The organism is Micromonospora sp. GCM10011541, from assembly GCF_042650725.1.
GTDB classification, from domain to species: domain Bacteria; phylum Actinomycetota; class Actinomycetes; order Mycobacteriales; family Micromonosporaceae; genus Micromonospora; species Micromonospora sicca.
The window spans coordinates 51952-72631 of record NZ_JBHSBP010000031.1 but is presented as its reverse complement, the minus strand read 5'-3'; the positions used below and the strand labels follow the sequence as shown (position 1 = coordinate 72631).

18 protein-coding genes and 3 pseudogenes are annotated in these 20680 nt (G+C 68.3%); 8 read left to right on the top strand and 13 right to left on the bottom strand.

The genetic code is table 11. From position 1 onward, the window contains the following. Positions 1-65 precede the first annotated feature (65 nt). Positions 66-962, top strand: coding sequence for a hypothetical protein (locus ACFOYX_RS12955; protein ID WP_322442411.1), 897 nt, complete (start codon positions 66-68; stop codon positions 960-962). 383 nt (positions 963-1345) lie between these two features. Here the strand turns inward: ACFOYX_RS12955 and ACFOYX_RS12950 are convergent, their stop codons facing one another. Further along, positions 1346-2533 (bottom strand): low temperature requirement protein A, encoded by a 1188-nt coding sequence (locus tag ACFOYX_RS12950; RefSeq protein ID WP_322442412.1) that lies wholly within the window; start codon positions 2531-2533, stop codon positions 1346-1348. A gap of 218 nt (positions 2534-2751) precedes the next feature. On the opposite strand from ACFOYX_RS12950, the pseudogene ACFOYX_RS12945 reads away from it, so the two are divergent. Then, positions 2752-3013, top strand: a pseudogene (locus ACFOYX_RS12945) (IS630 family transposase); the annotation flags it as partial. A 5-nt stretch (positions 3014-3018) separates the two neighbouring features. On the opposite strand, the pseudogene ACFOYX_RS12940 reads toward ACFOYX_RS12945, so the two are convergent. The 6 genes and pseudogenes from ACFOYX_RS12940 to ACFOYX_RS12915 form a co-directional block, all read right to left on the bottom strand. Continuing rightward, a pseudogene (locus ACFOYX_RS12940) lies at positions 3019-3156 on the bottom strand (MBL fold metallo-hydrolase); the annotation flags it as partial. Further along, entirely contained in the window at positions 3132-3944 is an 813-nt protein-coding gene (locus ACFOYX_RS12935; RefSeq protein ID WP_109803136.1) for an alpha/beta hydrolase, read from the bottom strand. The gene ACFOYX_RS12935 and the pseudogene ACFOYX_RS12940, both read right to left, overlap by 25 nt. A 318-nt stretch (positions 3945-4262) precedes the next feature. Continuing rightward, entirely contained in the window at positions 4263-5339 is a 1077-nt protein-coding gene (locus tag ACFOYX_RS12930; protein WP_322442413.1) for an ISAs1 family transposase, read from the bottom strand. 255 nt (positions 5340-5594) lie between these two features. Continuing rightward, positions 5595-6977, bottom strand: coding sequence for a hypothetical protein (locus ACFOYX_RS12925; protein WP_322442414.1), 1383 nt, complete (start codon positions 6975-6977; stop codon positions 5595-5597). A 95-nt stretch (positions 6978-7072) separates the two neighbouring features. Next, entirely contained in the window at positions 7073-7555 is a 483-nt protein-coding gene (locus ACFOYX_RS12920; protein ID WP_109803132.1) for an SRPBCC domain-containing protein, read from the bottom strand. After that, positions 7552-7887, bottom strand: a complete 336-nt coding sequence (locus ACFOYX_RS12915) for a helix-turn-helix transcriptional regulator (protein ID WP_109803131.1) — start codon at positions 7885-7887, stop codon at positions 7552-7554. Before ACFOYX_RS12915 ends, ACFOYX_RS12920 begins: the two co-directional genes overlap by 4 nt. Positions 7888-8057: 170 nt before the next feature. Here ACFOYX_RS12915 and ACFOYX_RS12910 point away from each other — a divergent pair, with 170 nt between their 5' ends. Further along, positions 8058-9401 (top strand): glycoside hydrolase family 18 protein, encoded by a 1344-nt coding sequence (locus ACFOYX_RS12910; RefSeq protein ID WP_322442415.1) that lies wholly within the window; start codon positions 8058-8060, stop codon positions 9399-9401. 56 nt (positions 9402-9457) lie between these two features. On the opposite strand, the pseudogene ACFOYX_RS12905 reads toward ACFOYX_RS12910, so the two are convergent. Next, positions 9458-9526 (bottom strand): annotated as a pseudogene (locus ACFOYX_RS12905) (hypothetical protein); the annotation flags it as partial. Positions 9527-9619: 93 nt separating this feature from the next. On the opposite strand from ACFOYX_RS12905, the gene ACFOYX_RS12900 reads away from it, so the two are divergent. Both ACFOYX_RS12900 and ACFOYX_RS12895 read left to right on the top strand, forming a co-directional pair. Then, positions 9620-10033, top strand: coding sequence for an SCP2 sterol-binding domain-containing protein (locus tag ACFOYX_RS12900; RefSeq protein ID WP_322442416.1), 414 nt, complete (start codon positions 9620-9622; stop codon positions 10031-10033). Between the two features lie 5 nt (positions 10034-10038). Then, positions 10039-12141: a glycogen debranching N-terminal domain-containing protein gene (locus ACFOYX_RS12895; RefSeq protein ID WP_322442417.1), complete on the top strand. Its 2103-nt coding sequence runs from the start codon at positions 10039-10041 to the stop codon at positions 12139-12141. Between the two features lie 249 nt (positions 12142-12390). Here the strand turns inward: ACFOYX_RS12895 and ACFOYX_RS12890 are convergent, their stop codons facing one another. Continuing rightward, positions 12391-14223 carry an AMP-dependent synthetase/ligase gene (locus ACFOYX_RS12890; protein ID WP_377533998.1) on the bottom strand — a complete coding sequence of 611 codons (1833 nt, stop codon included), beginning with the start codon at positions 14221-14223 and terminating at the stop codon, positions 12391-12393. A 494-nt stretch (positions 14224-14717) separates the two neighbouring features. Between ACFOYX_RS12890 and ACFOYX_RS12885 the strand changes: the two genes are divergently transcribed. Then, the gene (locus ACFOYX_RS12885) at positions 14718-15659 is read left to right on the top strand and encodes a permease (protein WP_322442456.1); all 942 of its coding nucleotides are present in this window, start codon (positions 14718-14720) and stop codon (positions 15657-15659) included. After that, the gene (locus tag ACFOYX_RS12880) at positions 15656-16378 is read left to right on the top strand and encodes a TIGR03943 family putative permease subunit (RefSeq protein WP_322442418.1); all 723 of its coding nucleotides are present in this window, start codon (positions 15656-15658) and stop codon (positions 16376-16378) included. Before ACFOYX_RS12885 ends, ACFOYX_RS12880 begins: the two co-directional genes overlap by 4 nt. A 120-nt stretch (positions 16379-16498) precedes the next feature. On the opposite strand, the gene ACFOYX_RS12875 is transcribed toward ACFOYX_RS12880, so the two are convergent. Then, positions 16499-16801, bottom strand: a complete 303-nt coding sequence (locus ACFOYX_RS12875) for a GNAT family N-acetyltransferase (RefSeq protein WP_201749760.1) — start codon at positions 16799-16801, stop codon at positions 16499-16501. A 350-nt stretch (positions 16802-17151) separates the two neighbouring features. Between ACFOYX_RS12875 and ACFOYX_RS12870 the strand changes: the two genes are divergently transcribed. Further along, a complete protein-coding gene (locus ACFOYX_RS12870) occupies positions 17152-17928 on the top strand; it encodes a DUF1223 domain-containing protein (RefSeq protein ID WP_322442419.1) in 777 nt (258 codons plus the stop codon). Between the two features lie 50 nt (positions 17929-17978). Here ACFOYX_RS12870 and ACFOYX_RS12865 read toward each other — a convergent pair whose 3' ends face one another. From ACFOYX_RS12865 to ACFOYX_RS12855, 3 genes are all read right to left on the bottom strand, one after another. Further along, positions 17979-18818 carry an amino acid ABC transporter ATP-binding protein gene (locus tag ACFOYX_RS12865; protein WP_109803137.1) on the bottom strand — a complete coding sequence of 280 codons (840 nt, stop codon included), beginning with the start codon at positions 18816-18818 and terminating at the stop codon, positions 17979-17981. Positions 18819-18823: 5 nt separating this feature from the next. Then, positions 18824-19618, bottom strand: coding sequence for an amino acid ABC transporter permease (locus ACFOYX_RS12860; RefSeq protein WP_109803124.1), 795 nt, complete (start codon positions 19616-19618; stop codon positions 18824-18826). Between the two features lie 82 nt (positions 19619-19700). Then, positions 19701-20519: a basic amino acid ABC transporter substrate-binding protein gene (locus ACFOYX_RS12855; RefSeq protein WP_109803123.1), complete on the bottom strand. Its 819-nt coding sequence runs from the start codon at positions 20517-20519 to the stop codon at positions 19701-19703. Positions 20520-20680: the final 161 nt, after the last annotated feature.

The following is a 20680-nucleotide window of genomic DNA, read 5'->3' as shown; positions in this document are numbered from 1 at the left end:
GGACAGACCCTCGACGTCGACGGCGGCGTGACCGTCGTCCGGCAGTAACGGAAGGAGTTGCAGTGGTGCGATCCCCGCTCGACCCCGCGCTCGCCCGCGCCGCGTGGCGCCGCGCAGAGCCGATCCACGCCATGATCTATTTCGCCCCCGAGGCGCGCCAACGGTATGCCGCGCTCGGCCTGGACGGCCCGATGGGCTACTTCGCGTCCCGGTCGGCCCCGTTCGGCCCGGTACCGGCCGAGCCGGTCATCGCGACGTTCTTCAACTTCAAGCCCGCGCTGGTGCGCTCGGCGCTGCCCGCCGCATGGCAGCACGCCGACCCGGCGACGGTGCTTCGCGCCCGTCTCGACGCCGCGGACGCGGCGCTGCGCCGGGCCTTCGCGGGCCTGCCAGGCGATGCGCTGACCGGGGCGGCCATCGCCGAGGCGGCCGGGCTGGCGCGGAGGGCCGCCGAGACGGCATGCGAGCAGCTGCCCGGGCGCCCGCTGTTCGCCGCCCACGCGGCGCTGCCGTGGCCGGACGACCCGCACCTCGTGCTGTGGCACGCGCAGACGCTGCTGCGCGAGTATCGCGGCGACGGGCACGTGAACGCGCTGCTGGTAGCCGGTGTCAACGGTCTCGACGCGCTCGTGCTGCACGCCGCGACCGGTGAGGCGCCGGAGCGGTTCCTGCGCAGCAGCCGCGGCTGGACCAGGGACGAGTGGGCCGAGGCGGTGGAGGGCCTGCGGTCCCGCGGTCTGCTGGCCGCCGCCGGCGTCGACGCCGAGGACCTCGCGCTCACCGATGCCGGCCGGGAGCTGCGCCGGTCGGTCGAGGAGCGGACCGACGCTCTCGCCGAACCGGCCTACCGGGCGCTCGGCGAGGACGGCTGCGCACGGCTGGCGGAACTGGCACGCTCGTTCAGCCGCGCCGTCGTCGACGCCGGGCTGCTGGACCTGCGCGCCACGCCCACTGAGCGGTAACCGCCGTGAGGCCGCCTGCGGCACCGGTTTCATTGGCGGTTGTCAAGTCACCGCGCACGGCCCGTGGCGGGCTGGTAGGGAGCGGGACCCCTGCTCAGCCCCTCCCTGCTGTCGGGCGGCGTCGGCGCTGGCTGGCGGTCCTGGCTGCACGAATGGCTGTACGGCGACCCGTTCCTACACCCAGTTGCCGTCCTGCCACCTCACTCCTGGCCATCGATCTGTGGTGGCGAGGAAGTGGACCACGATCGGCACGACGCGGCGAACCTCGACGGTGTCACGGTCGGCGTACTGATCGACTTGGCCGTTGGCCAACATGTCGAACACGCCCCGGCCAGGCTCAAGTGCTGGAAGATTCTGCGCGACTACCGCCGCGCTGCCCGCACTCAGACGTCTGCCGTTTCGTCTGCGGTCAGGTCTTGTTCGCCGCCGCTAAACCTCTCGTAGAAGACCAGTGCGACGAGCGAGGCGGTGAGCAGGCCGAGCGCGGGTAAGGAGGGCAGGATGCGGGCGGTGGGCAACAGCAGCAGCAACGCGCCAAGCGCAACGAGCTGTACGAGCGGGATGAACCCGGCAGCGAATCGGAGGAACATCGCTCGGCCAATGAGGTAGAGGATCGCCCCGCCGTACAGCGCGACGGTCGAGGTCCAGCCCAGCGGCGTCCCGGCGACGTGGCGGGCCTGGTTGTGGGCAAGATCTTCTAAGACCTGCTCGATGCCGAGCGCAAGGTAGATGACTCCGGCGATCATCGGAAAGTGCGCCAAGCTGTACGCGTTGGTGGCTACTCGATCGCGCCGTCCGGTGGGCATCCTCGCCAATGCTTCGCCAGCGGTTACCGCAGAGTTCTTGAAGTAGAGCCACCACAGGCAAACCGCTGTGATGAATGCAAGCAGCGCCGCCGCCATTACCGGCTCGCGCGCCACCGCCGGCCCGGCCCCGAATCCTGTGGAGACCAGGGACTCGCCGAACGCGATGATCAATACCAGGCCGTGCCGTTCGGTGAAGTGGCTGGGAGTGCGTAGGCGCCATCCGCTGAGGGTGGAGGCGAGGAAGCCGCCGGCGTAGTTGATGACGAACGCCGCTGCCCAGAGCAGGGTTTGCGCGGTGCCGTTGAACACGGCGCCGAGGATGAGGGGTATCCAGGCGAGGCTCGTGGTGGTCGCGTACAGGGTCACCGTCATACGCAGTCTCCGGTCTCCGGTCGCCGCGTAGAAGTAGAGAGCCAGGTGCATTGCCGTGAGGACGATGTAGGCCAGGGCCAGGGTCAGAGGCGTGGGCACGAATCCAGCACCGCGCTGCCACGCGTCGGGTATGACCAGGGCGATCAGGAAGACTGCGGCCATGGCGACAGTTGAGCCGCCACGAATCAGGCCGATGTCGGCGCGGGCCTGGTTACCCAGCCAGGTGTAGTTGGTCCACGCGATCCAGAGCAACAGCAGAAGGATGAACCCCTGCGCCAAGGTGAGGGGTGTCGGTGGGTGCCCCATGAATGTAGTGATTCGGGTGAGCGCGAAGATAAACACCAGGTCGAAGAAGATCTCAAACGAGGTCGCCCGGTGGGTCGTTTCGGTCATCGCGGGCCGGGCTCGAAAGAGAGGCTTCATAGCGATATCTTCGTTGTTTACCCTTTGGAACGTCCCGCAATCAGGATCAACGCCCACGACGCCGCTGTCGAGTGATGGCCTCCGCTGCTTCAAGTGCTGGAAGATTCTGTGCGACTATCGCCGCGCTGCCCGCACATTGACCGGCATCGCCCACCTGCACAACAGATCAAGTTGCCCAATACGTGCCGGACCTTCAGTGGGCGGGAGGCCGTCCCCGCCTGATCACCGAAGATGATCAACAGCAGTTCATCGTCGCGACGGCCACGCCTTACGCATTGGAGCGTGCGCAAGCTCGCCGACTACCTGGCCACCAACCGGCTCCGACGCGTGGTCATCGGTCGGGAACGGCTGCGGCAGATCTTGCGCCACCACGACGTCTCCTTCCAGCGCACCCGCACATGGAAGGAGTCCCGCGACCCGGACAAGGACGCCAAGCTCGACCGCATCGAGCCCCAGCCGAAGGAGTACCTCCGGCCGGGGGCGTCGAACGTCGGATCAGTGAGCAGGCGCCACCCGTGTACCTCGATCAGGACCGTCGGCCCGCCGATGTGCGTGACGCGGACGTCCTTCAGGCGCCGGTCGCGGCCGGCCAGCCGGCGTGCTCCACGGCCCAGGCCAGGACGTGGTCGGCGACCTCCTCCCACCCCTTTTGCGCGGGCAGCAGGTGCGCCATGCCTTCGTATTCCTTGATCTCGGTGATGGTCTTCGACGACTTGTAGTGCTTGGCGTTGGACCGCTGCACGCTCGGCGGCATGAGGTGGTCCTCGCTGCCGGAGACGAACAGCAGCGGCGCCCGGTTGTCGTTGTGGTAGTCGACGTGGATGTCCTGCGGGCCGGGCTGGAAGTTCGCCAGCACGCTGTTCCAGAGGATCCGCCCGGATGCCGGGATGTGGTACCGCTGGTAGAGTTCGAGGGACTCTTCCTCGGTGAAGGTGTTGGCGAACGTGTACTTCCACTGCTCGGGCGTCAGGCCGACGGCCTTGTGCCGGTTCGCCGGGTTCTTCAGCACCGGGAACGTCGACTTGATCTGGGACAGCGGCGTGACGAGCACGCCCTCGGTCGCCGCGGAGTTGAGCGCCACGCCCGCGGCGCCGAATCCGTGGTCCAGCAGGACCTGCGTGAACGCACCGCCCGCGGAGTGGCCGATGATGATCGGCGGCTCGTCGAGGGCGCCGACCACCGACTCCAGGTGCGAGATGATCGCCGGGGCCGTCACCTCCCCGATCGGCGTCGGGTCGGCGTTGAGTGCCTCGACCTCCACCTCGAACCCCGGGTAGGCGGGCGCGATGACGTGGTAGCCGGCCCGCTGGTAGCGGTCGATCCAGTGTTCCCAGCTGCGCGAGGTCACCCAGAAGCCGTGGACGAGAACGATGGTCTTCATGCGGGGGCGGCCTTTCCGGCGAGGTACTCGATCTGCTGAGTTACACCTATTAGACCGAATAGCTCGGCGAGATGTGACAGGAACGAATCAGGCGGAGCACCCCACCCGGCGTGTCACCAACACGGTGAACCTTCTTGGTCAGCGCACTAGCGATCACCCCGGCATGGCCGGGCTTCGGGCTGTCGTAGGCCGTTCACAGAGTCAGGCCCATTCGGGCGTACGGGCCGTGCCACTGCAAACCCGGTGGCACGGCCTACGGGTTCTTTTGCATCAAGTCGGTGGCAATCGCGACGGCCGCAGGGGCCGGGGTGGGCAGGGTCATTGCGTTGTCGGATAGGTGCTGGTCACGGCGGTGATGAGGTCGTGTGGGCGGCGGTTGGCGCGTCGGGTGGCGCGGGCGATGTTGGCCTCGCCGTTGGTGCGGTGGTAGCCGATCGAGGTGTTGCGCAGGGTGGCCAGGACGGCGGGTCCGGTGCCGGTGCGGGCCTGGTGGAGGTCTTCACGGAACGTGACGTCCCGGACGTGGTGGACGCGGTTCTCGATGTGCCATTCGCGGCGGGCCCAGTCCTGCAGGTCGGCGGGTTGGGCCTGCTCGGCGGGTAGAGACACGGTGAAGTAGGTGGTCTCGCGGCTGGTCTTCCCGCCGGTGGTGCGGGTCCGGATGATCCGGATGGCCTGCTGCGCGTGGGGGAACCTGATTCCGCCGGGGGTGTGCACGGTGATGGCTTTGACCGTGCGGGTCTCGCGGCGGCCGTGCCCGGTGTCGCGGCGGCGGTCGCCGAGTGGGACGTCGGGCCAGGGTAGGGCTTTGAGCTGGGCGAACAGGGTGGGCTGGTTGCCTTTCGTGGGGATCATCAGGTGGGCGCCGCGGGCGGCGATCTCGTCGGCGTGGGCGGTCTGGGTGTGCAGCGCGTCGGCGATGAACAGCAGGCCGGTCAGGGTGCCCAACACGGTCTCGACCGCGTCGAGTAGCGGCGCGAACGCGGGGATCTCATTGCTCTTCGCGCTCACGGTGACCTGGGCCAGGACGATGCCGGTGCTGGTGTCCAGCGCGGAGAGCAGGTGGACCTGGCCGCCGTCGCTGCGGCGGGCGCCTCGAAGGGTTTTCCCGTCCACGGCGATCACCGTCCGATACCGGCGTGGCTGGGGCGTGGTCACCGGCTGGGCGCGGGCGGTCAGCCAACCGGCCAGGACGGTGGACAGCAGCCCGTCGTCCAGGCGAGTCAGCAGCCGCCACACCGTCGTGCCCACCGGCACCCCATGATCGAACCCGAGCCGGTCGCGGGCTTGGGCGTCCAGATCGTGCAGCCAGTCGGTGATCGCGGCGAACGACGATGCCCCCGCCAGGACCGCGCAGACCGCGACCGCGAGGAGACCCGACAGCGGATACCGCACCCCACGCGGGTCGCGGGGATCCGGGACCGCCGACAGGGCCTGCATCAACCCCGCGCACTCGCTCTCGGTGACCGCAGGTGGTGATGTGTCAGGGGTGCCGCCGGCGACGGCGGACAGTGCGGGGATCGGGCATGATGACATCGGCGGGTGAGGTCCTCGGGGTGTCGTGAAGCGTAGAGAACTCCATGATCACCGACGCGATCTCACCCGCTCTTCCGGCCTCCACACAGGCCAGTCACTACGCACATCACCAGCTCAGGGCGCCCGCCGATCGACTACGCAATCGCCCTGCCGGGGTGGGGCGTACGTGGTGAATGCCGGTGGCATGGGCGCGTCGGTGAAGGTGCGTCCAAGGTCCAGGACGAGTTGGTACGGGTCGCCGAGCCCACGGGCGGTCTGGTTCAGGGGTCGGGGACTGATGTCCGGCCAGCGACCGGTGTGGATGCGGGTGAACAGGGTGCGGAGCATGGCGATCTCCTCCGCCGCGCTGAAGGAGCAGTGCCCACCCCGGTTGACGTAGAGCTGGCGCAGCATGTCGGGGTTCCCGGCACGACGGACCTGCTCGGCGTACCAGCGTTCCTGGTGTGGCGGCGCGCCTCCGTCGCCGAGGGTGTGCATGGTGAGCACCGGCACCGGGGTGCGGCCCTGTGGGACGGCGATGTGGTGCATGTAGTCGACCGCAGCCGGGTCGGCGGCGATCCGAGGTGCGGCGGCGAGCCGGTCCAGGTCTGCCCGCAGGTTGAGCCCGGCCGTCCGGTACGCCTGCTCGACCTGGGTGGTCTGGGCGGATCGGGTTAGTTGACGCCGGTAGTCGACGCCGACGTTGGAGGACGGGTTGCCGCCGGCCCGCCGCTCCAGGTCCAGCCGTCCCGGCGGACCGAAGCCCAGGGTGTACGCGTACTGCAGCCACTCGGCCTGGTTGTGGATCTGCTCGACCGGGTCGGTTGGTCGTGGCTCGTGCGCGGAGTACCAGCCGGTGACGTTGCTCAGCGCGGCGGCCAGCGCCAGCCGCGCCTGCCCGAGCTTGGTGATGAGCGCCTGCTGGATCGCGTCGGTGAGGGCCCGGGCGCTGCCGGTCGGGTCTTCCGGGTGTACCAGGTCGATGTCCTGGTCCGGCGCGAGCAGGGTGCGGATCGCGAACAGTACGTCCAGCCCGGAGTTGAAAGTGGCATGGGTGTCGTATGCGCCGCACATCGTCGCCACCCCGGCGAACCGCTGCGGGTGACGCTCGGCGAGTTGGGTCGCGATCCCCGCGCCCATCGACTGCGCGGTGGCGACTGTGTGCTGCGGCGCGCCCACGTTGGCGTCGAACCAGTCCAGTAGCGCGATCTGGTCGTGCAATCCGCGTTCGACCGCGTAGCCGAAGCCCTCGTCGGCGAACTGGGATGCGGCCAGGGCGTACCCGTGGTCGAGCAGCCATGCCTCGGTCTCGGACCGGTCCGGCGCCCTGTTCGTCAGCCCGATCGCGAACGACGGGAAGCCTTCCGGGAGGTACCCGTGGCTGTACAGCACGAGTGTGCCGTTCCAGCTCTGCGGCAGTTCCACCCGGAAGTCGGTGCCGTCGATGGTCCCGGTGATGGTGCGCCGACCCGATGCCGTCGTCGACGCCGCGCTGGCGGCGACCGGGGGAACGGCCATGCCACCGGCGGCTACCAGGGCGGCCGTCAGAGTCAGCCGTCGGGTCAGAGTACGTACCGCTCGCCGCATCCCCTGCTCCTTCCGTCGTCGCAGGGTCAGGCGTAGAGGGAGCGGCCGGTTTCCAGCAGTGACTTCAGGTCGCTGAGGACCTCCGCCCAGCCGCCACCGGCGCTTTCGATCTCGCCGTTGACCTGGGCCAGGGTCTGTGGCGCGCCGGCCAGCTCATGGGTCACGGTGAGCGAGGTGACACCGTTGTGCTGCTCGGCGATCTCGTATGTCAGCCGAGTGGCCGGCTCGTCCAGCCAGGTGGGCCGCCAGGTCTGAACCAGCTTGAACGGCGGGTCCACCTCGACCACCTCGCCCTCGACCGGCACCTCCGGCATGCCCGCCTGCTGGTGCTCCTCGATGGCGAGGGCCCGGTACCGACCGCCCGGCCGCAGGTCGTATTCGGCGATGCCCTGGTAGCCGTACTTCTGGGTCCACTCGGGCTTGGTGATCGCGTCCCAGATCGCTTGGGGTGTGGCCTTGATGTACACCCGGTAGACCTTCGTGGTCCCGGCCGTCGTCGTGGTGGTCATCGGTTCTCCTCCGGTTCGTCGCGTTCGAGCTCAGCCTTGAGGTCCAACAGCGCCGCGGCGTGGCCCTCGGTGTACTTGTCGATCCACCGGTCATGGATCAACCTGATCGGCACCGGGTTGAGGAAATGCAGCTTCTCCCGGCCCCGCCGTCGAGTGACCACGAGACCGGCGTCCTCGAGCAGGCGCAGGTGCTTCATGACACCGAAACGCGTCATCGCCAGCTCGGCCTCCAACTCCGTCAACGTCTGGCCGTCGCGGACGAAGAGGCGATCGAGCAGGGCACGTCGCGTCGGATCGGCGAGCGCCTTGAACACCAGGTCGTCGTCGCTCACAGGAGCCAGAATAGGTGACCGAATGGTCACATGTCAACGCCCGCACCGAGGACGCCGCACCGACCGGACGACCATGCCGAGACAGCCCTTGACCGCAGGACGTGATCGGCTTAGCTTCATCAATCAGCAAAGTCTCTTTACGATTCGCTCCATTCCTCGTGGGAGTGCCGATGCGATCTCTCCGTCACCGCCGCCTCGCCGCTCTGGTCGCCCTGGCGACCGTGCTGGTCACCGCCGCTCCACCGACCGCCGCGAGCGCGGGTGACAGCCCGAACCGCCGTGCCGGCTTCCACCGGGTCGGCTACTTCACCCAGTGGGGTATCTACGGCCGGGCCTTCCCGGTCAAGAAGCTCGACACCTCCGGGGCGGCAAGCCGTCTCACCCACGTCAACTACGCCTTCGGCAACGTGAGCGAGGACGGGCGCTGCTATGTGGACGGCGGGCCGGGCGAGGGCGACGCCTGGGCCGACTACCAGCGTCCGGTCCCGGCAGAGGAGAGCGTCGACGGGGTTGCCGACGCCTGGGGCGAACCGCTCAACGGCAACTTCGGCCAATTGGCCAAGCTCAAGGCCAAGCACGCCGACCTGAAGGCGCTGATCTCGCTGGGTGGCTGGACCTGGTCGACGTACTTCTCCAACGCCGCCCGCACCGACGCCTCCCGCAAGGCCTTCGTCGCCTCCTGCATCGATCTCTACCTCAAGGGGAACCTGCCGGTCCTGGACGGTGGCAGTGGCGGCCCGGGTGCGGCCGCCGGCGTCTTCGACGGCATCGATCTCGACTGGGAGTGGCCGAACTGGCCGGGCGAGCCCGGCAACGTGATCCGCCCCGAGGACCGGCAGAACTTCACCAAGCTGCTCGCCGAGTTCCGCCGGCAGCTCGACGCGTACGGCCGGCAGACCCACAAGCACTACGCGCTGACCGCTTTCCTGCCGGCCAGTCCGGCGACGATGGACGCCGGGTACGAGGGTCGCAAGATCTTCCGGTACCTGGACTTCGCCACCGTGCAGGGGTACGACTTCCACGGCGCCTGGGACGCGGTGACCAACCAGCAGTCGGCGCTGCGCGTGCCGACGGGAGCGCCGGACAACCCGGACTTCTCCGCCGAGGTGGCGATCGACGGCTGGATCGCCCGGGGTGCACCGCGCGACAAGCTGGTCCTCGGCATCCCGTACTACGGTCGGGGCTGGACCGGCGTCACCGGTGGTGGAAACGGCCTGTTCCAGCCCGCGGCCGGGCCCGCGCCGGCCACCTTCGACGCCGGGTACGAGGACTACCGGCAGCTCAAGACCCTGGCGGGCAACGGCTTCACCGTCCACCGCGACCTGCGTGCCGGGCACGCCTGGCTGTTCGACGGCACCACGTTCTGGACCTACGACGATCCGGCGGTGGTGCTGCAGAAGACGCTGTACATCCGGCGGGCCGGCCTGGCCGGAGCCATGGCCTGGTCGTTGGACGGCGACGACGACAACGCCACCTTGACCAGGACGATCAGCCTCGGCCTCGCAACGCCTTGACGTTCTCTCCGCCCTGAGGGGCGGAGGCTCCCTCCCAGCGTCCCCCGGGCGAGTATGTTGATCGCTGGGTTGACGTCCCGGTCGTGGACCGCCCCGCACAGGCAGGTCCACGACCGGACGGACAGCTCGGCCCAGACTCAGGCGTGCATCTGCCTCACGTTTCGCAAACACCTGAACACGCATCCATGCCTGCATAAACTCGCGCTTGGGGGGCGGGCATGAGTACGATCGCTGAATTCTTCGTCGGTCTAGGGCCGCGGGGTCGCTCACTGTTGCCGCCACGGGTTCACGGGACGCTCCGTATTGATCTTGTCGACCAGGACTGCACCAGCCACTGGTATGTGGACATGACGGCGGCGGACAGGGTGTTGGTGACCCGCGACAGCAGGCCCGCCGACGCGGTGCTGACCACCACTCACCGCTTGTTCGAGCGCTTGGTGTGCGGGGACCAGTCGGCAATAGCCGTGCTGCTCCGCAACGAGGCAACATTCGCCGGGGACACCCGCTTGATCCTGGCCTTCCGCCGGTTCTTTCCGTCGCCCGCTGGCACCCGCGACCCGCGGGAGGTGGCGCGACAGCATGCACTGCACGGGCAGGCATGGCGGGAGCGCCTGCAGACACGGATCTCGTGAGTGCCATGGGCAGACCTATCAGCATGCTGGACGGCAACACCTTCCTGGTCAGCGACGACACGGGAGACATCGACGCCTCACGTAAGGTGCCGACAGGCCTGTTCTCCTATGACACCCGGTTTTTGTCCAACTGGCGGTTGAGCATCAACGGGGAGCGGTTGCACGCGCTGTCCGTCGACGACGTCCGGTACTTCGAGACCCGGTTCTTCCTCGTTCCCGGAGAGCCGACCCACTACGTCGACGCGAAGGTGTCCGTCATCCGGAACCGCACGATTGGCGGCAGTTTCACCGAGGACCTCGCGGTCCTCAACCACGCCGATCACGAGGTGGACCTGACGGTTCGGCTGGACATGGCGTCCGACTTCGCGGACATCTTCGAGATCAAGAATCCGCAGAGCAAGAAGGCCACTGTGTCGGCCATCGTGGAGGAGAAAAAGCTACGGCTGCGCTACCGCCGGGACCGGTTCCACCGAGAGACGGTGATCTCCACCTCGGCTGACGCGCAGATCGACTCCGGTGGGATGACCTTCCGCATCCGTGTTCCGGGCCAGTCTGAATGGCAGACACAGCTGCGCGTGCAAACCCTGGTGCTCGGTGCACACGAGCGGGACTTCCGCGACAGCCTTGAACTGCGCCACGTGCGTAATCCAGACGAGCTCGACGAGCAACTACGCGAATGGATGGCAGCAGCCCCACGGCTGTCGTGTGACAGCCTGGACATCGTCTCCACCTACAGGCGCAGTTTGGCGGACCTGGCGGCGCTGCGCTACTCGTCGATCACGATGGCGGCAGAACTGGTCGCCGCCGGGCTGCCGTGGTTCATGACCGTCTTCGGGCGCGACAGCATCTTCACCTGCCTGCAGGCTCTACCGTTCACCCCGCAGCTGACCCCGACCACCCTCGGCACCCTTGCCTACGGGCAGGGCAGCCGGATCGACGACTTCCGCGACGAGGAACCGGGCAAGATCCTTCACGAGCTGCGCTATGGCGAGTCCGCGGGGTTCGCCGAACAACCACACTCGCCGTACTACGGCGCTGCGGACAGCACCCCGCTGTTCGTGATCCTGCTCGACGAATACGAGCGGTGGACCGGCGACGACACCCTCGTACGCGCCTACGAGTTCGAAGCCCGCGCAGCCTTGTCCTGGGTCGACACCTACGGCGACCTGCTCGACACCGGCTACATCTGGTACCAGACCCGCAATCCTGACACCGGCCTGGCCAACCAGTGCTGGAAAGACTCCTGGGATTCCATTTCCTATCGCGACGGCCGACTACCGCCGTTTCCCCGGGCCACCTGCGAGCAGCAGGGCTATGCGTACGACGCCAAGATGCGGGGGGCCCGTCTGGCCCGCCTGTACTGGAACGATCCCGCCTTCGCCGAGCGGCTGGAGCGGGAAGCCGCCGAGCTCAAAGACCGGTTCAATCGCGAGTTCTGGATAGCCGACGGCGAGTACTACGCGCTCGCCCTCGACGCCGACGGCGGCCAGGTCGACGCCCTGTCCTCCAACATCGGCCACCTTCTGTGGAGCGGCATCGTCGACGAGTCCCGGGCCGGTAGGATCGCCGAGCTCCTCCTCGGCGACCGCCTGTTCTCCGGCTGGGGTGTGCGCACCCTCGCCACCGACTGCGCCCGCTACAACCCCGTCGGCTACCACGTCGGCACGGTTTGGCCCTTCGACAACTCCATCATCGCCTGGGGCCTGTGGCGCTACGGCTACCGCCGAGAGGCCGCAACAATCTGTGAGGCCATGTTCGACGCCGCCCGGCACTTTCAGGGCCGGCTACCCGAAGCCTTTGCCGGCTACCCACGAGTCCGCACCAGATCTCCCGTGCAGTATCCGACGGCATGCAGTCCCCAGGCCTGGTCGGCCGGGACTCCCCTCTTGCTGCTGCGCGTCATGCTCGGCCTCGAACCACACGACGAACACCTCATCATCGATCCAGAGGTACCCGCCGGCATTGGACGAGTCGAACTCCTCGACATCCCCGGGCGATGGGGCAAGATCGATGCCCTCGGACGCAGCCGCACACCGGACGACGATTCTGAACAAGCAACGAGCCGGAACGGCGCCGGGGCCCTCACCGAAGGCAGACGCGGGGCCTGAACCAGATGATGTGCTCGGCATTCGCACAGGGCGCACGGGGTTACCGCAGCGAGACACCAGCAACCGACGCCTCTCGCCGAATCCCACGGGTGGAGGAGCCCGCGGCAAGCCGCCGGATGCCGCTATCAGGCTCCTCCACCACCACTGGCCTCACTACCCGGCCGTCAACCACATCGGGGGTAACGAGTCCCTCCGGCACGACTGGCACAGCCAGCCATCCCGCCTCCGGCGTGGGTCGGTGTGCAGGCGTCAGTGCCCGCGGTAGAGCGCTTCGACATCGTCGGCGAAGTGGCGCTGCACAACCTCTCGCCTGATCTTCAAAGTAGGGGTGAGTTCTCCGTCGGCTTCGGTGAGGTCCCGCGGCAGGATGCGGAAGGTCTTGACCTGTTCGGCCTTGGACACCGTCTGGTTGGCGCTGTCCACGGCGCCCTGGACCGCCGCACGCAGCTCAGCGTTGTCCTGCAGCTCGGCGACCTGTGCGTCCGGGTGGCCGTGTCTGACCCGCCACCGCGACCACGCCTGGGGGTCGATGGTGACCAGCGCCGCGACATAGGGGCGGTCGTCGCCGACGAGCATGCTCTGGCTGATCAGCGGGTGCGTGCGGATCTTCTCCTCGATCGGCGCCGGGGCGAGATTGTTCCCCGTCGCGGTCACGATGATCTCCTTTCTGCGTCCGGTGATGCGTAGGAAGCCCTCGTCGTCGAGACTGCCGAGATCACCGGTGCGCAGCCATCCGTCTGCGGTCAACGTGTCGCTCGTGGCCTCGGGGTTGTTCCAGTACCCGGCGAAGACGACGTCCCCGCGGACGAGGACCTCGCCGTCGTCGGCGATGCGGACCTCCACGCCCGGCAACGGGCGGCCGACCGTGCCGATCTTCATCGCCGAGGGCCTGTTCGCCGTCACCGCCGGGGACGTCTCGGTCAGTCCGTACCCCTCCAGCGGGGTGATGCCGGCGCCGCGGAAGAAATGCCCGAGCCGCTCCCCCAGTGGCGCCCCACCCACGATCGCCGTACGGCATTGTCCGCCAATCGCGGCGCGCAACCTGCGGTACGCCACGACATCACACGCCGCGCGCGCCACCCGCCACAGCACTCCCGGGCCCCGCGGCGTGTCCATCGCCCGGCTGTACCGCACGGCCACGGCATCGACGACGGAGAACAGCCGTCCCCGGTGCGCGTCTTCGGCTTTGCGCCGGGCCTGGTTGTACATCTTCTCGAACACCCGGGGTACGGCGAGGATGAACGTCGGGCGGTACTTCCGCAGCTGGTCCAGCACCCCGGCAGCGGTGGCGCTGTGCACCATGGTCGCCCGCCTGTACACCATCCCAACTTGAATGAGCCGGGCGAACGCGTGCGCCAGCGGCAGAAACAGCACTGTCGACGCACCTGGACGCAACAAATCCGGCAGCACCGCGGCGGCACCCCTGACGTCGCAGAGAATGTTGTGGTGGGTCAGCACGCAGCCCTTTGGACGGCCCGTCGTGCCGCTGGTGTAGACGATGCTGGCCAGGTCACCGCCCGACACCGCCCGACGCCGGGCCTCGACCTGCATGTCGTCGACCATGCGGCCGGCACCCGCCAGGCCGATCAGGTCCCCGGCGTCGATCTGCCAGATTCGGCCCAGGGCAGGGAGCCTGTCATGCAGGCCGGCGAGCAGCGCGCCTTGCCCGTTGGTCTCGACCACACACGCCACCGCACCCGAATCCGACAGGATCCACTCCACCTGATCGGCGCTGGAGGTGTCATAGACGGGAACGGTGACCGCCCCGATGGACCACAGGGCGTAGTCGACGAGGGTCCACTCGTAGCGGGTCCGGCTCATCAGCCCCACCCTGTCGCCGTGACCCACACCGGCCGCGATGAATCCGCGCGCGATGCTGAGGACATCGTCGCGGAACTGCAGACAGGTCACCGGCACCGGACCGCCCTGCACTGACCGACTCGCCGGCCATGACCGGGGAACCGGATCCGGGCGGACGAATTGCACAGCGTCAGGGGCCTTTCGGGCGTTCTCCCACACCATCTCGGCCAAGCCGGGCATCCCCGTGCCGCTGACCGTCGGGTCCGCCGTCACGTCCTGCACGTCCGCTCCTTCGCTCGCTGCACCGTGACTCAACCGGCACCGAGTCATCATGACCTGATGAGCAGCTCAGCCGGGGTAAACCCGCGAACTTGACCAACACTGCGAACGCCAGCGGTGGATATCGGGCCCGAGGGCCGTCGAACCGTCCGTCATTCCAGATTCTCCCGACCACCTCGGCGCCCTCGGCGATGGCGGGGCGAAGGCCTACGAGGAGCCAGCTTGCGTGGGCGCTCGCGGGCGGATCCGCAAACGGACGTTCGTCGAAGCCTCGTGCTCGTCTCCCAAACTGGGGCCGGCCTCGCCGCGCCTACCTTCCGTCGCCGAACAATCACTCTAGGATGCACTCGTCGACGTCGGAGTAGGTGGTCGCGGTGAGCACGACGGATCCTGCCGCCACTGCGGAAGTGGTCCCCGAGTCCGTCGCACCGGCTGCGCCTGAGCAGGCCGCGCCACCCGCGGGCGCTGGTCCGGCGCCACCGCCGCGCGACCGGCGGATCGGCTCCGTCGAGGTGCTCTTCGTGGTCCTCATCCTCATCGGCGTCCTGCATCGGCAGCTCGGCGGCCTGATGGCCGACCCGCGTCTGCAGACCTGGCTGACCGTGTTCGTGTCGGTGATGGTGCAGGCCGTGCCGTTCCTCGTCTTCGGCGTGGTCCTCTCGGCCGTCATCGCGGTGTTCGTACCCCGGTCGATCTGGGCCCGGGCCCTGCCCCGCCACCCGGCGCTCGCGGTTCCCGTCGCCGGCGTCGCCGGCGTGGTGCTTCCCGGCTGCGAGTGCGGCTCCGTGCCGATCGCCGGCTCCCTGATCCGCCGCGGCGTGACCCCCGCCGCCGCCCTGGCGTTTCTGCTCGCCGCACCGGCGATCAACCCGATCGTGCTCACCGCCACCGCCGTGGCCTTCCCGAAGAACCCGGAGATGGTCGCCGCCCGCGCCGGCGCCAGCCTGGCCGTCGCGATGCTGATGGGCTGGTTGTGGCTGCGACTCGGCCGCGCCGAGTGGATCCGCCTGCCGAATCGGGCCCACCTCGACGGTCTGCCCCGGATGGCGGCGTTCTGGGCCGCGTGCCGGCACGACATCGTTCACGCTGGCGGCTTCCTCGTCCTCGGGGCGATGGCCGCCGCGACCATCAATGTCGCCGTGCCCCAGGCCTTTCTCCACGATCTGGCGAAGCACCCGGTGCTTTCCGTGTTCGCCCTGGCCGTGCTCGCCGTACTGCTGTCGATCTGCTCCGAGGCTGACGCGTTCGTCGCCGCGTCGCTGTCCCAGTTCTCCCTGACCGCCCGGCTGGCGTTCCTCGTGGTCGGCCCGATGGTCGACCTGAAGCTCATCTCCATGCAGACCGGCATCTTCGGCCGGCGCTTCGCCGCCCGCTTCGCGCCGGCGACCTTCGGCCTCGCCGTGCTGGTCGCGGCCGGACTAGGGACGGTGATCTGGTGAACCGAGGCGCCCAGGCCGTGGTGGTGATGCTCCTCGGCGGTGCCGTGCTGCGCGCCACCTGGGCCGACGTCTACCTGCGCTACGTCAAGCAGGGCCTGCGGCCCTTCCTGATCGCCGCCGGCCTGCTCCTGGTCACCACCGCGGTGATGACATTGATCTACGAGCTGCGCGACATGCACCGGCCGGCAGACCACCCGGACGACGACGACCACGGCCACGCCCACGGCGGACCGGTCGTGGGCTGGCTGCTGCTACTCCCCGCCTTCGGACTCCTCATGATCGTGCCACCGGCTCTCGGCGCGGACACCGCCGCCCGCGCCGGCTCCGCCCTGAGCAGCATCGAGGACACGGCCTACCCGCCACTGCCGCCGGGCGACCCGGCGAAGCTCACCCTGCTCGAGTACGGCTACCGCGCCGTCTACGACTCCGGCCGCACCCTCCGGGACCGCGAGATCCAGCTCACCGGCTTCATCGCCACCGGACCGGACGGCCAGCCGATGCTCGCGCGCATCATCCTCGCCTGCTGCGCCGCCGACGGCGTACCCATCAAGATCGGCCTTCGCGGCGACGTGCCCCGACTGGCGTCCGACACGTGGGTGCAGGTACAGGGTCGGTGGATCCCGCACACCGCCAAGGATCCGGTCAACGACTCCGACATCCCCTACCTCGAGGTCGACATTTGGCAGAAGATCAGCCCGCCCGCCGAGCAGTACGAGTGAACCGGTCGCTGGCTCCAGCGGCAGTGCCAAGATCATGCCGCAGAAGATCGAGAAGGCACTCGCCGACCTGGTTGGCCGGACGCTGGCCAGCGCGGCAGGCCAATCACGATAGCTCGGCGACTACTTGAGCTTTCGAGTCGATCGGGCCACGACATCGTCGTACTCCGGGTGCTTACCCAGCCACTCGCCGAGGAAGGGGCAGATTGGCACCACGAGCCGGCCCTTCGCCCGCGCGTCGTCCATCACCGCACGAGCGAGGGTCGATTCGAGGCCCCTGCCCTCGAACTCCGGATCGACATCGGTGTGGGTGTAGACGATGATGTTGCCGGTCAGTTGGTAGGTGACCACCCCTGCCACCGCGCCCGCCTGGTCCCGTGCCTCGAACCGCTCCCGCCCTGGCGCGTCTGTCACGGTGAACTCCACCCGACCATCCAAGCACGGCTCCCGCAGCTTGACGTCAGAGGACGCTCCCCTCGTACGTCGAGGCCCCTCCGCCGCCGGGCGCCAGCCGACCTGGACCTGTCTGGCATCGGTCCCACGGCCGCTCCGCCCAGGCCGGCGGCTCGGCAAAAGGCGTATAAGACCCAATCGCGGCGCATCGAGGTCAGAGGCTGAGCCCCCGGGTAGTAGCAACGCCGCACCGCAAGGCGGCGCGATGGTTGTCAAAGGGACTCGTCGCCCACCGCCGCCGCGCGGCGACTGGTGATCACGCATGGTCGCAGCCGTAACGGGAATCGGAGATCCGCCAGCAGGACTTACGGAGGAGACGCGCCATGACGGACCCATCGCGCAGCGGTTCGAATCGTGCCCGTCCGCCGGAGTCGCCGCTGCAGCCGCATGACGTCGCGCCGACGGGCGGCTTCGCCGTCGTCGAGCTGTTCACCTCCCAGGGCTGCTCGAGCTGTCCTCCTGCGGAGGAAGTGCTGACCGAGATCGAGCGCGACGCCCGGAAGCGGGGACAACCCGTGTTCGCGCTCGGCTTTCACGTCGACTACTGGGACTACCTGGGCTGGCCCGACCAATTCGCCGACGTGGCGTACAGCGCGCGGCAGCAGGCGTACGCGCGCGCCTTCGGCTCCGGGCAGTTGTACACCCCGCAGATGGTCGTCAACGGCAGCGTCGAGTTCGTCGGCTCCGACCGCCGGCGGGCGGCGACCGCGATCGCGTCCGCCCTGACGGTGGTGGCCACCACGCCGCTCGCACTATCGGTCGAGGACGCCGCCGGGGGCACGGGCGGCGGGCACCGGGTGGTGGTGGACTACCGGACCGAGCGGCCGCCGGAGCGGGCGGTGTTGAACGTGGCGATCGTGGAGCGTGGCCTGGAAAGCGAGGTCGCCCGCGGTGAGAACGCCGGGCGGACGCTGCGGCAGGACAACGTGGTGCGCGCCTTCACGTCGGTGGGTCTGGACGCCGAGCGTGGGCGGGTGGAACTGGAGGTGTCGCCAGACCTTGATCCTCAACAAGCCTCGGTGGTCGGCTACGTGCAGCACGACGGTGACAAGGCCATCGTCGGCGCCGCGGCCCTCGACATGTCCACCGAGCCTGGATGAGAGCCGCTGGTGACGGCATGAGCGGAGCGTCCATTCAGGATGGGCGGCTGTCAGAGGTTGTGGCGGTCGTCGGCCGGCAGCCGGGGCGGCTCCGGTGACTCGGCGGACTGGTCGGGCTGACCGAGCTGCGCGACATGGGTCGGGTCGAGGACCCGGGAGAGGAACGAGCGGGTCCGTTCGTGCCGCGGCGCGCCGAGTACCTCCTGGGGCGGCCCCTGCTCGACCACCACGCCGCCGTCCATGAACACGACCCGGTCGGCGACGTCCCGCGCGAACGCCATCTCGTGGGTGACCACCAGCATCGTCATGCCGTCCTCGGCCAGCTGGCGCATGACGGTGAGCACGTCGCCGACCAGTTCCGGATCGAGCGCGGAGGTCGGCTCGTCGAAGAGCATCAGCTTGGGGTCCATCGACAGCGATCGGGCGATCGCCGCCCGCTGCTGCTGCCCGCCGGAGAGCTGCGCCGGGAACGCGTCGGCCTTGTCGGTCAGGCCGACCCGCTCCAGGTTGCCCCGCGCGATCCGCTCGGCTTCGGCGCGGCCACGCCGGAGCACCCGGCGCTGGGCGATGGTGAGGTTGTCCAGCACGGTCAGATGCGGGAAGAGGTTGAACGACTGGAAGACCATGCCGATGCCGCGGCGGACCGAGTCGATCTCGACATCCGGGTCGGTCATCTCGGTCCCGTTCACCCAGATCTTGCCGGCGGTCGGCTCCTCCAACAGGTTGACGCAGCGCAGCAGGGTCGATTTGCCGGACCCGGACGGCCCGATGACGCACACCACTTCGCCGTGGCCGACCTCGAAGTCGATGCCCTTGAGCACTTCGAGCGACCCGAAGGACTTGTGCAGGTCACGGATCTCGACGGCGGGCTGGGTTTGAGGAGTGGTCATGTGGGTCACCGAGCCTTGGCGTAGCGGAGTTCGAGGCGACGTACCACCTGGGACAGGGGCAGGGTGATGATCAGGTAGGTGAGGCCGGCCACCAGCAGCGGGGTGGCGTTCACCCGGTCGTTCAGCGTGTCCCGACCGAACTTCGTGACCTCGATGGTCTGCGCCGTCACGCCGAGCACGTAGGCGAGCGACGAGTCCTTGGTCAGCAGAATGAGCTCGTTCGTGAGCGGCGGGATCACGATCCGGAACGCCTGCGGGATGACGATGGTGCGCATCGCGGTGAAGTGCGACATGCCGAGGGTGCGCGCCGCCTCCATCTGCCCCTTCGGCACGGCCTGGATGCCGGCCCGGATGGTCTCGGCCATGTATGCCGCGGCGGTCAACCCGAGACCGATCGCGATCGATCCGAACACGCCGCCCGGAATCTCCCGCTCGGGGAAGGCGATGGGAATGCCGTATCCCACGAGGAAGAGCACCAGCAGCGCGGGCAGACCGCGGAACAGTTCGATGTACGCCGTCGCCACCCAGCGGTACGGAGCCACCCGGGACAGCCGCATCAACGCGAGGACGGTGCCGAACACGAGGCCGAAGGCGAACGCACCCAGCGTGTACAGGATCGTGTTGCGGAGCGCAACGGTGATGATCGTCGGGAACATCGACTCGATGATGTCGACCCGGAAGAACGCCTCGCTCAGCCTGCCCCAGTCCGCGGCAAAGATCACCACGGCAATGATGGCGACAAAGGCCAGGTACTGGAGCCAGAGGGACAGCCGCTCTCGCTGGCGGCGTCGCAGCTTCACCGTTCGACTCTCCTTGACTGGGCGGAGGTTGCCGACGCGCAGGGCGCGCGCCAGGCGCGCGCCCTGCTGCTACAAGGTTCGATCACTTGTTCGGCTGCTTGCCGATCCACTTCTCGTAGATCTTGTCGTACGTGCCGTCCTGCTTGGCCTTGGCCAGCACCTCATTGATCTTCTTGAGCAGTTCCGGGTTGCCGTCCTTCTTCACCGAGAACCCGTACTGCTCTCCGGTGTCGAACTCGGCCGCCACCTCGAACCCGCCCGAGTGCTCCTTGATGTACTCGGTCCAGACCGGCAGGTCGTTGATGGCGGCCTCGATCTGGCCGTTGGCCAGGGCCTGCTGCTCGGCGGCGAGGTCCTCGAACTCGACGAGCTGCAGGCCCTTCTCGTCGGCGAGCTTCTTGGCGTAGTCACGGCCAGTCGTCGCAGCCTGGACGCCGAGCTTCTTGCCCTTGAGGTCGTCGAGCGACTTGTACGGCTTGCCGGTCTTGACCAACATCGCCTGGGTTGCGTCGAAGTAGGGATCGGAGAAGTTCATCACCTTCTGCCGCTCCTCGGTGATCGTCATGCCGGCAGCCGCGGCGTCACACTTGCCCGTGTTCAGGTCCTGGCCGGACTTGATCCCCTCGAACGGCGTGTCGACGATCGTCTGTTCGACGCCGAGTTCCTTGGCGACCAGGTCCATCACGTCGACGTCGAACCCGACCACCTTGCCGCTGGAATCCTTGGACTGGAACGGCGCGTACGGCAGGTGGGTGCAGACGGTCAGCTTGCCCTTCTCGATGAGCTTGACCCCGCCAGCCTGGACCTCGCCCTCGTCCTTCTTGGCGCATCCCGCGCTCACCGCGAGGGCGGCGATCGCCACGACGAGGCCGGCCTTGCGGACTGCGCTATCGAACCTCACGGCTATGTCCCTCCGAATTCAGCCCCCGTATGACGGGCAGCCAGGGTTGGTGCAAAGACGGTGTGACAGGCGACGGTACCTGATCTGACGAGCCGTACCAAGATCACGACGGGGCGCTAGACCAAGCTGCAACCGTTCCGCTCGGTAAACCCGGCACTCGC

Bases quoted from the DNA above. Each gene is read 5' to 3' on its own strand.
- ACFOYX_RS12870 (WP_322442419.1), top strand. From the start codon at position 17,152: ATGACGGACCCATCGCGCAGCGGTTCGAATCGTGCCCGTCCGCCGGAG.
- ACFOYX_RS12920 (WP_109803132.1), bottom strand. From the start codon at position 7,555: ATGACCACCACGACGACGGCCGGGACCACGAAGGTCTACCGGGTGTAC.
- ACFOYX_RS12910 (WP_322442415.1), top strand. From the start codon at position 8,058: ATGCGATCTCTCCGTCACCGCCGCCTCGCCGCTCTGGTCGCCCTGGCG.
- ACFOYX_RS12865 (WP_109803137.1), bottom strand. From the start codon at position 18,818: ATGACCACTCCTCAAACCCAGCCCGCCGTCGAGATCCGTGACCTGCAC.
- ACFOYX_RS12900 (WP_322442416.1), top strand. From the start codon at position 9,620: ATGAGTACGATCGCTGAATTCTTCGTCGGTCTAGGGCCGCGGGGTCGC.
- ACFOYX_RS12895 (WP_322442417.1), top strand. From the start codon at position 10,039: ATGGGCAGACCTATCAGCATGCTGGACGGCAACACCTTCCTGGTCAGC.
- ACFOYX_RS12935 (WP_109803136.1), bottom strand. From the start codon at position 3,944: ATGAAGACCATCGTTCTCGTCCACGGCTTCTGGGTGACCTCGCGCAGC.
- ACFOYX_RS12950 (WP_322442412.1), bottom strand. From the start codon at position 2,533: ATGACCGAAACGACCCACCGGGCGACCTCGTTTGAGATCTTCTTCGAC.
- ACFOYX_RS12925 (WP_322442414.1), bottom strand. From the start codon at position 6,977: ATGGCCGTTCCCCCGGTCGCCGCCAGCGCGGCGTCGACGACGGCATCG.